The organism is Nitrosomonas sp. Nm132 (genome assembly GCF_900100485.1).
In the GTDB taxonomy this organism is placed as follows: Bacteria; Pseudomonadota; Gammaproteobacteria; order Burkholderiales; family Nitrosomonadaceae; genus Nitrosomonas.
Genome location: NZ_FNDH01000053.1, coordinates 1 through 13,561, shown reverse-complemented (window position 1 = coordinate 13,561; position 13,561 = coordinate 1). Strand labels below are relative to the sequence as shown.

The window sequence follows — 13,561 nt, the reverse complement described above, 5'->3', positions numbered from 1 at the left end:
ATGTATTTCTTTGCCATTGGCCCACTTCCATTCTACGTTGAAGCTCGAGAGTATGGGGAGCTTTAGCCGACATTTCAAGAATGACTGAGTACTAGTGCACCCATGTCTTCTTCTTTGCCGTAGCCATTGGCGCGGCCAACGATCTGGATAGCAGAATGACGTTCACGCAGGCGCTCTGCACCTCGGTTTACTTCTTTCTTCGCGCCGTAGATAAAAATCCTATAGCCCTTTTTCTCAGCTTGTGCACAGATTTGCTGCATCAGATCAGCACCGGCTACACGCATACAAAACGGATATAAATGATAAGGAATGGAACTTGATAAAAAAGAGTTTGATCCTGTCAGCAAACGCGACAATAGTCACAAACATAGCAAAAAAACCATTGTGAATGCCATTCTGTATGTTGTCAAAGGCGGTATCCAGTGGCGGCTGATGCCGAACGATTTTCCTCTCTGGCAGACTGTTTACGATCATTTTAGCCGGTGGAACAAGCGTGGTATCCGGGAGAAATGCCTGGATAAATTGGCGCTCTTTTCTCATCAAAAAGCGGGACGTTGTGCCGTACCCAGTTATGCCATCATTGATGCACAAAGCGTGAAAACCCAGTACGCCAGCATCGATGGTGGCAAAAAAGATAAAGGTCACAAGCGGCATATCGTGGTAGACATTCCCGATAATTTACTCCACGTCAAAGTTCATGCTGCCAATGTGAGCGATACCAAAAGTGCTTGCAGTGCGTTGGAAAGTGTTGCTTAAATACCCTTCACTCAAAGCATTCTCAGGGGATGTCGGCTATCGGGGTACAGCAGTTGATTTCGCAGCTAGTGGGCTAGGCCTGGCCTTGCACATTTCAGAGAAAATCGAAGGTAAATGGGCTGTGTTACCGAAGCGATGGGTGGTCGAGCGCACGTTTTCCTGGCCTGGTAACTTTCGCCGTTTATCCAAGGATTTCGAAATCTTGCCTGCTACTGCCGAAAACATGATTCGAATCGCCATGATGAAAATAACACTTGCAAAATGCGTCTAATGTTTTACCAGACAACTTCTAAATCTTTTCAGGATTGACCGCCAGGATGGTATCTGCCTTATTGCCGGTTAGAATATGGTGATCAACATATTTAAGTGCGCCTGTCATATTGATGCAATCAACTTGTGTGTCAAGTACTTGAATTCGTTTAGGTGTGATCATGGCAAATCCATTTAAAATTAATTGGTAAACTGATGAAATTATGAGTGCGATAAGTATTACTATGCAATCGGCATTGACTATCGATTCATCTCTTTTCAGAAAAATATGAATAGCAGCGCATCAAAATAATAGCGTTATAAACTATGCGTTTAACCTTCCACTTATGTGATGGCTACGCGATAACAACACCAACATAAGTACCAACGGAATAAATCCTCCAACACTGTAGAAACCACGCTCGACAAACGATAACAGCATGACGCATATGAGAACAGGGAAAAAAAGGACCGGAAACATGGAAAAACTCCTGATGAGCCAGTATCCCAGCATAAGCAGGAACACGGTCAATCCTGCTACTCCAAGATCGAGCAGAATTTGCAAGAAAGCATTGTGCGCGTTATACGTAGTCCAATTATATGCTCCGGCACTATAATAATCCTGTAAGGCTATGCCACCCGCCCCAAAGCCGTAACCAAAATAAGGTTTCTGCTGAATAAGAAGGAGTGTGGCTTCCCAGATGAAAGTTCTTCCAGTAAGGCTCTGCACATCATTGCCATCATCGAATGAGGCAATTTCTGTTAAACCGTGACCAGATATGTAAGCATAAGATAGCCCAATTAACAGAAAAGCACCTGCGGAGCCAATAATCACAGCATGCGAGTATGTGCGCGCTCTCATAAGCACGGCAATGGCCACGCCTATCATCATGACAGTTATCGCCTGCCGGCTGAATGTCAACAAAAGGGAAGTGCCTATGACTAGAGCAAGCACGAATAATACAGGCTTGCGAACCAATAACACACCAGATGCGATAATGCACAGACATATTGCTGCAGGTCGTGCTAGCGCATGCGGGCCATAGAAGATTCCCCGGAAACGCATGATTCCCTGATTAAGCATGAAGGCGTCCGGCCATGTGAGTGACAACGCAAGACTGATCGCACACAACCATGCAAAGCTGATAACTATAATTGTCATGGCTGTTGGTATTCCAAGACCTATCAGTAAATAAGCTGCACACAAGGTATAAATCCAGGCAACAATCGCAGTTCCTGTTGCAGACGAGTCAATGGACCAGGCTAATGAAAGTCCAGCCAGCGTGATCAAGCAAACAACCCAGTGCAGCCCTGTTTGATTCATGACTTTTTTGTGAGAACCTAACGAATGTAGATAAAAGGCCAATGCAAGTACGATCACAAGTGCGGTTGCGGCCATTTTGATCCACGACTCAATTGCCTTTGCTTGGCTGACGTCTACTGCGTTTATAAAGAAGACACAGAATACTGATATATAGGCTGCTGTGTGGCGTGATAGTTTCATTTGTCTTTTCTGCCAATCTAGTGTCCTACTGCTTGCGAGATAATTTTTGAATACAACTTGGCCTGGCCTGGGCTGGTAAGGAAATCTAGCTTCCCAGAGGAGAGGGCGGCTGAAATTTGATTATGCAAATCAGGTTGTCGCAATGACATCTCAATCAACGCGGCATAGATAGAAGTAGTTGAGAGGTCTTTGCATGCGATACCATATTCTTTGGCAAACTCATAACCATCCACTCCACTTCCTCTTAGGTAAACAATTGGAACTCCCGATAACAATGCCTCCGCATAAACTAATTCGAAGGTTTCATTTCTGGATAACATGATCATTGCTGCATAATTACCCAATTTTCCGATCACTTCATGCCGTGCCATAGGCCCTAACAATCTTACATTCTTGCTAAGACCAAGATTGTTTATAGAATCTTGTAATATTTTTTGTGCCTGTTCTCCACAAGGACCAATCAGATCTAGAGTCAAATCGGTTATTTTGGAACATGCAGATGCTAAACCTCGTAGTAAAGCCACGATTCCTTTCTGCTTATAAAGATCCAACCTGCAAATACAAACAAGTGAATTTCTTTTTGGGTTTGACTCAACTTGTTGAGCATACAGCGCGCCTAATGGTACCGCATTGGGAAATTCTATATCCTTAGCAGTAGGGTGGTAACCGGTTTTATTGGTAATAATTGATCTTGCCCAAACCGATAACCATAGATTGAGTCGGCTACGTGTAAGAATATTCCTGTATAGCATCCTGGTCCAAGGCCAGTGATGTCGATGATGCGTGTCTGAGCTGCCGCGAATTGTAATGATATGAGGTACATTGAAATAGCTGGCTAGCAAGTCTCCGATTCTCGCCTCATAGCTGAGTTTATGGGAATGAACAAAATTTGGCTTGACCTGACCCAGAAGATTGGCTTTAACCAGATTGATCCAGTCAAGTCGTTGCCAGAAATCAGGCAACATGGTCGCGACCGGATCAAACAATTGAATGTGAAGCTCATTCTGCTTGGCAATGATTTGGGTACGAGAGGGTGAACGGGTGCGCCGAGGAACCAGGACTACACTATTTATGACATCAGACACGGCGGTAATACAGTCATGAATCGCCAAGGTTGTCCAAGGTGGGGCGTACGGCCCAGGAAAATCTGTAACAATGTGCAGTCCGAGTAGTTTATTGTTTTTCACGTGAAGTCGTCCATCTGAACAAAATCAAAACAAACGTATAAAGGATAAAAATAGTCAGCGATAAACTTACTATGGTCGTTCCGCCAATTGCTGTCATTACTTGCTGCGCGATCAATGTTGGGACTATTAAAAGCAAACAGAATATTGCAGTAGTTTTGGCAAGAACTGGGTTAGTTATTCCATTAAATACAGTAGTACTATAGGCGTATATGAGAGCGCCCATTGCACTCAGGATCCCAGCACAAGCCGCTCCTGTTGTTCCATAAAAAGTAATCAAAGGCATAATCCCAACAATCCAGCAAAGTAAACCAGCTAGTGCCGAAAAACCAATTCTGGAAGGCTTAAAATCAAGATGAAATAGTGGATCGAACCTTACAAGCCGACACCCGGTCAAGAAGGCGCCTACCGCAACCAATGCAGCAATATTTGTTGTACTGTCCACATAACCTGTCGGAAGTATTATTTTCATGATGTCATTGCCAAAAACAAGCAACATAATCAGAATTGGCAGAATTAGGTTAAGAGTAACCGTGCTTTCTTTATCTACAAATTTTCTGGCTATTTCGATGCCTTGTTCACGATTTTTCTTTAAAGCTTGTGGAACTAAAGAAATACTAAGTGCAGCAATGATGGGATAAATCATCTGGCGTGCCAGATCCGCTTGCGCACTGTAATAAGCTGTTTCAGCATCACTCATTAGTAATCCGATGATGAAGCGGTCACCATGAATCAACAGCATGACTGTCACTAAGGAAAGAGAGGCGGGCGCACCGTAACGAAATAAATCGTTTAAGCTTACTGATTTTGTTTCGTGACGCGGTGCAACTGCTGTGGGCGGTAAGTTTTTTGAGCTGGTTAAAGTGATAAAAATAACACCCATGAGAGTAGCTGCTACACCACCCGCGGCCAGTGCGTATAACAAAGATGCGGCATTCGGGATGTATTGAGTCAGTACATAAGCGCTCACAAATACCACTAGCAAACGAGTAGCGCCTAATAAACCATAGAGCCTGGCATTATTGATACCTCGTGCGTATTGTGAGAGGCAAATCGAAGAGCCATACGCGACTGCAGCAGAGGCCGCTGCAAGGGGGTATGCTATGAGATCAAACCAGTCAAATAAAGCAGCAAGCAGGAAACAGGGTGCAATGGGTAAGATGATCGCCAGGAGAATAGTACCAAATCTGGGACCAGCATTATTTTCTTTACCTTCAGCCAAACGTAACAAAGAGATTTGCAGCCAGCCATATAGCAAGGCACCTGCAATATTGATATACGCAAAACCCTTTGCATATTGCCCGAATTCTTCAGCATCAACTAATCTGGAGAACACCAAAACCAAGGCTACACCTAGCAGCATATGCGGAAGATGTGCTAGCAAATAGTGCAAACGAGGACCAAAACGTAATCGATTGAGCATTTGAGCTAGCCTGCGTTATTTGTATTCCTGATGCCTGTCATGATCTGTTTATGTCACCTTGTTCTGACTTATCGTTTAGCCCAAGTAAACACAGGAGACCATGCCGTGAACTTACCAATTCCCTGAATCTGTAATTTATGGCTATTTCTATTAAAGGCATGGGTTTAATGGGTTTAATGAATGGGCAATTAAGTGATCTCAATAATTCCCCGTCGCTTTATTTCACCAATCACTTGCTGTACGCAAGCAGCCAGGTCTGCTGTACCTGTGTTGACGATAAGTTCAGGGTTCTCAGGTGCTTCATAGGGAGAGGATATGCCAGTAAATTCGGTAATTTGTCCTGCGCGCGCTTTTTTGTAGAGGCCTTTTACGTCACGCCATTCGCATATTTTGATGGGACAATCACAGTAGATTTCAATGAAATCACCCTGCTCGACCAAACTGCGGGCACGTTTACGTTCTGCACGGAAGGGGGAGATAAAGGCGGTCAGGACAATGATGCCTGCTTCCATGAAGAGCTTGGCGATTTCCCCGACGCGGCGAATATTTTCCACCCGATCTTCCGGTGTGAAACCAAGATCGCTGCAAAGGCCATGGCGGACATTATCACCATCCAGGACAAATGTCCGATAACCACATTGATGCAGATGTGCTTCGACAGCATGCGCAAGCGTGGATTTGCCTGCGCCAGAATATCCGGTAAGCCACAGAATTGCGCCACGATGGCCATTTAGCGCTTCACGCCTTGCTTGGGTAACGGTGGCATGATGCCAGGTGATATTACCGGAAGGAGGGAATTGATCAGTCACGATGGAATCTCTGGGCTATTCATCAACTTGATGAGTTTCTTGCAAAGTAGATTGCGTTCTCGATTGTGCCGGAGATTCAGAAAATGATTTTTCTGTTCCAGAAGCAGGGGGGTGGCCGAGTGTTAGCTTGTCAAACATGACTTCGAGTATGAGCAGTCCCGTATCGGGGTTACGTCTTTCCGAAACACGTAACTCAGTGCCGGCGGGGTTGCCGCGATTCTGGCTTCTTCGATCGTTCTTGCTGTTGCGCTCGAAGAATGGGCGTATCTGGATGCCCCGTTGTTCCATCATCCGTTGTTGTAGTAAGGCGACATATTGTTTGATCTCGTCGTCAGTAGCACAATCATTACTCACCATCCGGATATTAACGGCAACCGCATAGCGCTTGCCAGCATCCCGCTGCAACGAGTGTTTTTCTAAAACTTGCACCCAGGAGTCCACGCTGGGTCCCAATTGTCCAGAGACTTGTCTGACCAGGCTCTCCGCTTCCTGGGCTGTATAGCTGCCTAAGAATAACCCCTGCTTTTCAACAGGCGTCAGCCCCAAAATAGTATGCAGATGACGTAACGCCATGATGAAATACCATGGGCGCTGGGTTACATAGAAGTAACCGGCGTAGACAAGCAGAAAACCGAGCAGCATGACAAATTCGGGTGCACCCAGATATAAGCCTGCCAACCCTATTATGCCAAATAGCAAGTGCAGCGACGCGATAGCAATAACGGTATCTTCGATTCTGAAGCCAGCATGCAGCAGAATATGATGCAGGTGATTGTGATCCGGTATAAAGGGGGATTTCCTTAATACAACGCGGCGCAGCATGACGCTGATGGTATCCATCAGTGGAATGGAGAATAGCCAGATGGCTGTTACGGGCGTCATGGCTTGATTAGGTTCTTGCGAGAGATCGACCAGTAGCCAGGCAAAGAGGAATCCGAGCAGCATGCTGCCGTTATCACCCAGAAAAACCCTGGCACGGCGTTGTGAAGCATGGCGAAGATTGAAATATAAGAAACCTATCGTGCCGCTGGCAAGTGCGGCGGCTAACGTGAGATTGGATGAATCGCCAGCAATGAAAGCAACGGTGCTGATCAGAAGCAGGCTAACCAGGGATAACGATCCTGCAAGCCCATCCATTCCGTCGATCATGTTGAGCGCGTTGATTCCGCCGATAGTGGCAAAGATCGTGAAAGGAACTGCAAGCAGCCCCAACTCTAGTGTCAGATCAGGAAGGAGGCTGCCAAGATTAGTGAGCACGACCCCGCCTGCCAGAACCATGACAAGTGCGACCGCGGCTTGAATGATCAGGCGCACTTTGTAATTAAGCTGCCATAAATCATCTGCGAAGCCTGTGGCGAAAATGACGATGGATCCCAGTCCTAGCCCCAACCATTTCAGCGTTTCCTCAGGATGAGTATTGAACAGCATGATGAGTGCTATTGATAAGGCTATCAAGATTCCCACGCCACCGACAAAGGGTGTGATGGTGTCATGTTGCTTATGACCACCGGGATGATCTGCTATGCCATAGGTAAGCGCCACTGAGATAGCAAAACGGATAACTATGGCTGACAATGCAGTGCTGAGGGCAAATAAGAAGATCGTTTGAGCTATGGGATTAGTAGAGATCATAATTTAACCCGTTATAAATTAGAACTACGAATCATGGTAGCAGCGCTATGTTAAATTTATTTGAAGCCACTATACGGTTATGCCCGTTAATAGTTGTCATTTACTTGCGACAAGTATTATTGTTTCCTTAGCATTTTGTTTATTTTCAGCTTCCTCTGAGTAAGTGTTCAGGTCTTTCGGGCTAGTGTACATCCAGTCGCTATGACTCTGATGGCTTGAATAGCGTCTATTTTTCTAAGCTTTTCGTTGCTTCAATTCTTTGATGATGAATTCGATGAGTTCTTGGGCAAAGGAGCCAAAGCCTGGCGCGGCGCCAGCGATACTGTTCAGCAAGATTCGGCCTTTATCAAGAACCAGCACTAGATTTTCAAGACCTCCTTCTTCATGAAATTCAATATAACTGTATTCGAAGGATTCAAGCTTGAGATCGAGTTGATTACCCGTTAGGCCTGATTCGATCATAGCCTCAAAATCGGTTGGGAATTGGATATGATCGTGTTCTTTTAATTTTTCCAATCTGGGAAGGACTTCTTCCAGGCTATGGCTGTAGTTGGTTCTGAAATTTGAGCGAAAAAGAAGCAGGCCAGATTTTTCGATGAGCTTTAGCAGTCCTATGATTGCCATCAGAAAGTTCCCCAGATTTTCTATTTTTTCAGGCATGCTGACTTCCTTCCTAAATCGCTAACGTCTTGATACCTTATATGCCTCCATTTGATTTGGCAACTAACCCGAATAGTTCATAAATTGGCACGTGCCCTCACTTGTCTTTTGATTATACTCATCACACTTCAAAATTAGGCTTTCATAATCCCTCATCCAACCTTCTCCTAGCGGGAGAAGGTATAGCTGCCAAATTTTGAAGTGCGATGAGTATAATTCTGCAATTATTTGACAATATGTCGTTAACTTAGAGGATTTGCTCGACAAAATCATGCTATTTTCCGGTGAAAATCCCAAATCGGCAACACATTGTCGCTCGATTCTATGACGAATTCTTTGTAGATGATTCATCCCGATCATGCATGGGAAGGCTCAAATCGTTGAATTCGATTCAATGCATCACGTAAGGAATCGCGAGTAATCGCTATGTCGTAATCGATTTGAATTCCCATCCAGAATTCAGCGGTGTTGCCAAAATATCGCGCCAACCTGAGCGCAGTGTCGATGGTGATCGCGCGGCGCTCGCGCACGATATCGTTAATGCGGGTAGCTGGAATTTGCAATGCCAAAGAAAGCGCATGGGGAGTTATGCTCAACGGAACAAGAAACTCCTCCCGCAGAATCTCTCCGGGATGGATAGGGCGCAATTTTCCGCCTTCAGCAACGTCGCTGAAATCCATGTTCTCCAGATCTTCGATACGGATAATCATCATGTAAATCCCTTAATGGTAACCGGTAATCTCGACGTCAAACGCGTCTCCTGCTTCAAATCGGAAACAAATTCGCCATTGGTTATTGATCCGGATGCTCCATTGTCCATCCCGGTTACAAGATAGTTTTTCAAGCCTGTTTCCGGGCGGAATACGCAATTCCTCAATGGAGGAAACGCGGTGCAGTTGCACCAATTTACGGCGGGCAACCTGGAGAATTTCCGGCGGCAGTCGCCTGATCTTCTCGTTGGCAAACAAAGCTGCCGTTTCTTTCGTGGCGAAAGTTTTGATCATGAACAGAATCGTATAACGTATGACGTTATACGACAAGCAACATACTTAACCCGAATACTTCAAACTATACTCGTCACCCTTATCCTTCCGCTCAAGTACTCAAAATACTTCCCCACAGCGGTTGCCGCAGTCACCGGTAAGTTGAATTTTCAACCCGAATAAATGCTCAGAAAATTTATTTTCGGAACGGAATGATGAGTATGTTTATCAACCGGCAGCAGAGTGCCGTGTCACGCCACTCGCTTAGACCAATAGTCATATGACTGTGACCGATCTTCGGCTGATCACGGTAGGTAGCAAATAATTTATCCCAGATAGCGAGATTAAATCCGTAATTGCTGTTCGTTTCTTGCCTGATGGCAGAGTGATGAACGCGGTGCATATCAGGCGTGACAATCAGTTGGCGCAATATGCGATCCAGCATGAGCGGCAGGCGGATGTTGCTGTGATTGAACATGGCCATGACGTTGAGCACGATTTCAAAAATCAGCACAGCGAGCACCGGCGCGCCCAGGATCATGATTGCTGCAAATTTGATGAGCATCGAAAGCAGCATTTCAAGCGGATGGAAACGCGCGCCCGTCGTCACATCGATATCCAGATCAGCATGATGTGCACGGTGTATCCGCCATAACAAGGGGAGGGCGTGCATCATCACGTGTTGCCAGTAAATCACCAGATCCAGCAGGATGACGCTAACGATAAGCGCAAGCCAGGCGGGGGCCTGCGCCCAATTGAACAATCCCCATCCATTGATTTGCGCATAAATGGCCATACCCGTCCCTGTGATAGGAAAGACCAACCGCAGGATAAGGCTATTGAGCAGGGTGAGTGCGAGGTTGTTGCGCCAGCGCAGTATTTTTGAAACAGTCAAATGACGTCTGGGTGCATAGGCTTCCCACCCTGCCATGAGCATGAAGATGCCGAAGAAAAAACTTAGCCTGAGGGTTATTTCATATTCGGAAGGCATGAATGGATAAGCAAGTCTGCTACCTGGAAAAAGATGATTAATGAGGGTGCTGATGCGGATGCCCTGGCGCGGCATGACGGGCATGGTCACTTAACTGGGCATCAAACCATTGATGGATTGCTTTGATTAGTGATAACGATTCAGATGAGTAGTTAATCTGTGCGCCATCAGGGAGCTCCTTGTATTCAATCTTGATCTGCCCAGCTTGAGCGGATTTTAATGCGGCCAGTCCTGGCATGTCATTACCATGAATCTGCGCTGGTTTGGAAAAATTACCTTGCCTGAATTCTGTCGAGATTTCTGATAGATGCTCGCGTATTAAACGAATTTGCTCAGAATCAAGGGGATTCTTGGCGATAACCTGCTGAACTCCGCCCTCAGTCGTTTTGGTGAAAACATGTGTCGTTTTCTCCAGATCGAATGGCATGACATGAGTTCCACGTTCTGCGATTTCATCAAGCCGTTTTTCATCCGCTGGTTCCACGGCATGAGCTGGAATGATGACAAATAGTGCAAATGATAAGAATACAAAAAATTGCTTCATGGCGGCCTCTTTTTAAATTTGACTGGAATTTGAGTAGAGTTAGACCAATTAACGAGGTCAATTGTTTTACCTCTGCACTAAATTTACGCCATGTGCTTAACCCGAATAGTTCATAAATTGGCACGTGCCCTCACTTGTCTTTTGATTAATAAGAAAGATTTTGCTCAGTCGGGTGTATGAATCACTAGACCCCTCTTTCTCAAAACTTCCCTATTAATCAAAATCCTGCGTGATCATCACGCGAATTTATGAACTATTCGGGTTAAGCGAGGTAAAAGCAGCGATCTCATTGATTTGGAATGTGTCTGGGAGCAGCTTAAGGTGCCTAACGCGCTGGCAAATTTTTTCGATGACGAAAGAAAATCTACTGGATGACATGATAATATCGGTTGTTCAGGTAGCCATATCTGGAAGCAAGTAGGTAGATATCTGAACTTAAAGGAATTTTCTATTTTTTTGAAGGGAGAATCACATGAGCTTCGAAAGTGAAATGAAGGCGAGATTTGGTGGATTCTGGAATTCATTCGTGCTGCTACTCGTTGTTATTATTTGTTTGCGTTTTTCAGTCATTGAGTGGGCATCGGAAGATTTAGGAACAAGATTGTATCGCTCATTTAGCTTATTTTCCTGGTGCGTATTGTTTGGGGTGCTGCTGGCTATTATGAAAATCATATTTTCATATTCGAATCCATCTTACCTGCGAGCGCCTGCTTCGGTCAGTTTTGTATGGGGCCTAAAGCGTGGCATCATTATCGGCGGACTATTGATATTGATTGTGGGCATACTCCATCTGGATAATTTTATGGGCGTATTTCAACCATTTATCGATAAGTGCCTGCAAAAATTATTAGGAATAATCTGATAATTTTGTCAAATACACTCGCTTGGAGTGGTTTCTTTTAGCCATTATTTAGCCATTAGAGTGGTTGCACGGATACCACAAACACATCGTGCAATCACATCACAAAATATTCTTTTTGTTGCAAGTAAGCAGCATGATCTGCTGGCTGGTTAATAGGCAGAAACAATAAAAATAATCGCCTGTTTGCATTTCATCCCATGATGATAGCTTGAGAATCAGAAATCTCTCGCAAGATAAGAGATATTGACTATTCATTTGCCTTTTACTTTTATACCATCTTACCTATAACCCGCTTGGTTGTGGCGGATAAGATGCTATAAACTAGACAGCGTGATTGAGAATGACGAACCAGGGATTTTTTACTCAAAAAGGAGCATGATATGAAAACTGTAAAACAACTATTGAATGGGAAGGGGCATAAGGTTGTTACTATTGACCCGGAAGCATCAGTTTTCGATGCCATGCAGCTGATGGCAGCCAATAATATTGGTGCATTGCTGGTCATGAGAGACGATAAGCCGATTGGAATCCTGACAGAAAGGGATTTCTCACGTAAGTCATATTTGCTGAATAAGCCCGTAAAAGACACGCTGGTCAAGGAAATCATGTCGCGTCAAATAGTCTATGTTGGTCTGGATAATACAAATGAAGATTGCATGGCGCTGATTACCGAGATGCGGGTACGCCATTTACCCGTTATTGAAGAGGGCAAATTAATAGGGTTACTCTCTATTGGTGATTTGGTGAAAGATACGATTTCAGAGCATCAATTTGTCATTAAACAGCTCGAACGTTATATATATGACACGCCTGAGATTGGGTTGTAAGTTTCCCTGATGACATCCGGCGCTCTCTTGGGCGGGTCAATTACCCAAAGCAGATCTCCCGTTGCTAAAAATCTTGCCCAGTTGTGCTGGGCAATTTATATACTCATCGCACTTCAAAATTCAGCAGCTATACCTTCTCCCGCTGGGAGAAGGCCGGATGAGGGATAATAAAAACCGGATTTTGAAGTAATGGAATGGACGCCCACTACCCTAAATGGCAACGAGGTGCCAAAGTAGTGTTGTTTAAAACCCTGTAACTAGAGAGGAGCGTCCGACATGAAAATTACGACAATTGGAATTGATCTGGCAAAGGAAGTGTTTCAGATTCACGGAATAAATCTCCATGGGAGGGTCATGGTGCGCAAGCAACTCCGCCGAGGCGAGATGGCGAAGTTCTTCGCTAATCTGGAGCCTTGCCTAATTGGGATGGAAGCCTGCGGTAGCTCACATCATTGGGCAAGGAAGCTGAGTGAATTTGGGCACACCGTTAAGCTCATGTCTCCTCAGTTTGTCAAACCTTATGTCAAGACCAACAAACATGATATGGCCGATGCGGAAGCGATTTGCGAAGCGGTTACTCGACCCAATATGCGCTTTGTACCGATCAAGAATGTTGAGCAACAGGCCATCCTGTCAGTGCACCGAGCCAGACAGGGATTTGTGAAGGCGAGAACTGCTCAGGCAAACCAGATACGCGGTTTGCTCTCCGAGTTTGGCATTATTATGCCACGTGGCATCTATTCGATTGCCAAGCATATGCCAGTTATTTTGGAAGATGCTGAAAATGGTTTACCTGGAACCCTGCGCCGATTGCTGGAAAGGCTGAGTGACCACCTTAAGGAACTGGATCGTCAGGTGAAAGAGTTAGAGCTACAAATCAAGATTTGGCACAAGGAAAATGATGCCAGTCAAAGATTGGAAGCCATTGCTGGTATTGGTCCGATCACGGCAAGTGCTCTGGTAGCCACAGTAGGCAATGCCATGGAGTTCAAAAGCGGCAGGCAATTAGCAGCATGGCTTGGGTTAGTACCCAGGCAACACTCCAGCGGGGGCAAGCAGACATTACTGGGTATCAGCAAGCGCGGAGATGCTTATCTGCGTACCCTGTTGATTCATGGAACGCGAGCGGTCATCCGC

17 protein-coding genes are annotated in these 13,561 nt (G+C 45.2%); 5 read left to right on the top strand and 12 right to left on the bottom strand.

Annotation, left to right across the window (positions count from 1 at the left end; translation table 11 throughout):
• Positions 1-74: 74 nt before the first annotated feature.
• Positions 75-284, bottom strand: a complete 210-nt coding sequence (locus tag BLP80_RS13020) for a WecB/TagA/CpsF family glycosyltransferase (RefSeq protein ID WP_090543924.1) — start codon at positions 282-284, stop codon at positions 75-77.
• 25 nt (positions 285-309) lie between these two features.
• On the opposite strand from BLP80_RS13020, the gene BLP80_RS15965 reads away from it, so the two are divergent.
• Positions 310-756 (top strand): transposase, encoded by a 447-nt coding sequence (locus BLP80_RS15965; protein ID WP_218120454.1) that lies wholly within the window; start codon positions 310-312, stop codon positions 754-756.
• Positions 746-1,027 (top strand): transposase, encoded by a 282-nt coding sequence (locus BLP80_RS15960; RefSeq protein WP_218120453.1) that lies wholly within the window; start codon positions 746-748, stop codon positions 1,025-1,027. Before BLP80_RS15965 ends, BLP80_RS15960 begins: the two co-directional genes overlap by 11 nt.
• A gap of 18 nt (positions 1,028-1,045) precedes the next feature.
• Here the strand turns inward: BLP80_RS15960 and BLP80_RS15740 are convergent, their stop codons facing one another.
• The 11 genes from BLP80_RS15740 to BLP80_RS12960 form a co-directional block, all read right to left on the bottom strand.
• The gene (locus BLP80_RS15740; RefSeq protein WP_176754370.1) at positions 1,046-1,189 is read right to left on the bottom strand and encodes a hypothetical protein; all 144 of its coding nucleotides are present in this window, start codon (positions 1,187-1,189) and stop codon (positions 1,046-1,048) included.
• A gap of 141 nt (positions 1,190-1,330) precedes the next feature.
• Positions 1,331-2,509: an O-antigen ligase family protein gene (locus tag BLP80_RS13010; protein ID WP_090543916.1), complete on the bottom strand. Its 1,179-nt coding sequence runs from the start codon at positions 2,507-2,509 to the stop codon at positions 1,331-1,333.
• A gap of 17 nt (positions 2,510-2,526) precedes the next feature.
• A complete protein-coding gene (locus tag BLP80_RS13005; protein ID WP_090543915.1) occupies positions 2,527-3,696 on the bottom strand; it encodes a glycosyltransferase family 4 protein in 1,170 nt (389 codons plus the stop codon).
• On the bottom strand, positions 3,683-5,116 hold the full coding sequence (locus tag BLP80_RS13000; protein ID WP_090543913.1) for a lipopolysaccharide biosynthesis protein: 1,434 nt from the start codon (positions 5,114-5,116) through the stop codon (positions 3,683-3,685). The genes BLP80_RS13005 and BLP80_RS13000 overlap by 14 nt, the downstream gene beginning before the upstream one ends.
• A 188-nt stretch (positions 5,117-5,304) precedes the next feature.
• A complete protein-coding gene (gene cysC / locus BLP80_RS12995; RefSeq protein ID WP_218120452.1) occupies positions 5,305-5,925 on the bottom strand; it encodes an adenylyl-sulfate kinase in 621 nt (206 codons plus the stop codon).
• Between the two features lie 15 nt (positions 5,926-5,940).
• On the bottom strand, positions 5,941-7,557 hold the full coding sequence (locus tag BLP80_RS12990) for an MraY family glycosyltransferase (protein ID WP_090543911.1): 1,617 nt from the start codon (positions 7,555-7,557) through the stop codon (positions 5,941-5,943).
• Positions 7,558-7,791: 234 nt separating this feature from the next.
• Positions 7,792-8,217 carry a hypothetical protein gene (locus BLP80_RS12985; RefSeq protein ID WP_090543909.1) on the bottom strand — a complete coding sequence of 142 codons (426 nt, stop codon included), beginning with the start codon at positions 8,215-8,217 and terminating at the stop codon, positions 7,792-7,794.
• A 356-nt stretch (positions 8,218-8,573) separates the two neighbouring features.
• Positions 8,574-8,930: a HigA family addiction module antitoxin gene (locus BLP80_RS12975; RefSeq protein ID WP_256325103.1), complete on the bottom strand. Its 357-nt coding sequence runs from the start codon at positions 8,928-8,930 to the stop codon at positions 8,574-8,576.
• Between the two features lie 9 nt (positions 8,931-8,939).
• A complete protein-coding gene (locus BLP80_RS12970) occupies positions 8,940-9,221 on the bottom strand; it encodes a type II toxin-antitoxin system RelE/ParE family toxin (RefSeq protein WP_090543920.1) in 282 nt (93 codons plus the stop codon).
• A 175-nt stretch (positions 9,222-9,396) separates the two neighbouring features.
• Complete coding sequence (locus BLP80_RS12965) at positions 9,397-10,275, bottom strand: sterol desaturase family protein (protein WP_256325102.1); 879 nt, start codon at positions 10,273-10,275, stop codon at positions 9,397-9,399.
• A complete protein-coding gene (locus tag BLP80_RS12960) occupies positions 10,229-10,735 on the bottom strand; it encodes an aspartate carbamoyltransferase (protein WP_090543903.1) in 507 nt (168 codons plus the stop codon). Before BLP80_RS12960 ends, BLP80_RS12965 begins: the two co-directional genes overlap by 47 nt.
• Before the next feature lie 472 nt (positions 10,736-11,207).
• Here BLP80_RS12960 and BLP80_RS12955 point away from each other — a divergent pair, with 472 nt between their 5' ends.
• The 3 genes from BLP80_RS12955 to BLP80_RS12945 all read left to right on the top strand — a co-directional run.
• Positions 11,208-11,597: a hypothetical protein gene (locus BLP80_RS12955; protein ID WP_090543900.1), complete on the top strand. Its 390-nt coding sequence runs from the start codon at positions 11,208-11,210 to the stop codon at positions 11,595-11,597.
• Positions 11,598-11,977: 380 nt separating this feature from the next.
• Positions 11,978-12,424, top strand: coding sequence for a CBS domain-containing protein (locus BLP80_RS12950; protein ID WP_090543898.1), 447 nt, complete (start codon positions 11,978-11,980; stop codon positions 12,422-12,424).
• Positions 12,425-12,700: 276 nt separating this feature from the next.
• Positions 12,701-13,561 (top strand): IS110 family RNA-guided transposase (locus BLP80_RS12945; RefSeq protein ID WP_090543918.1); only part of this gene is annotated, 861 nt, incomplete at its 3' end.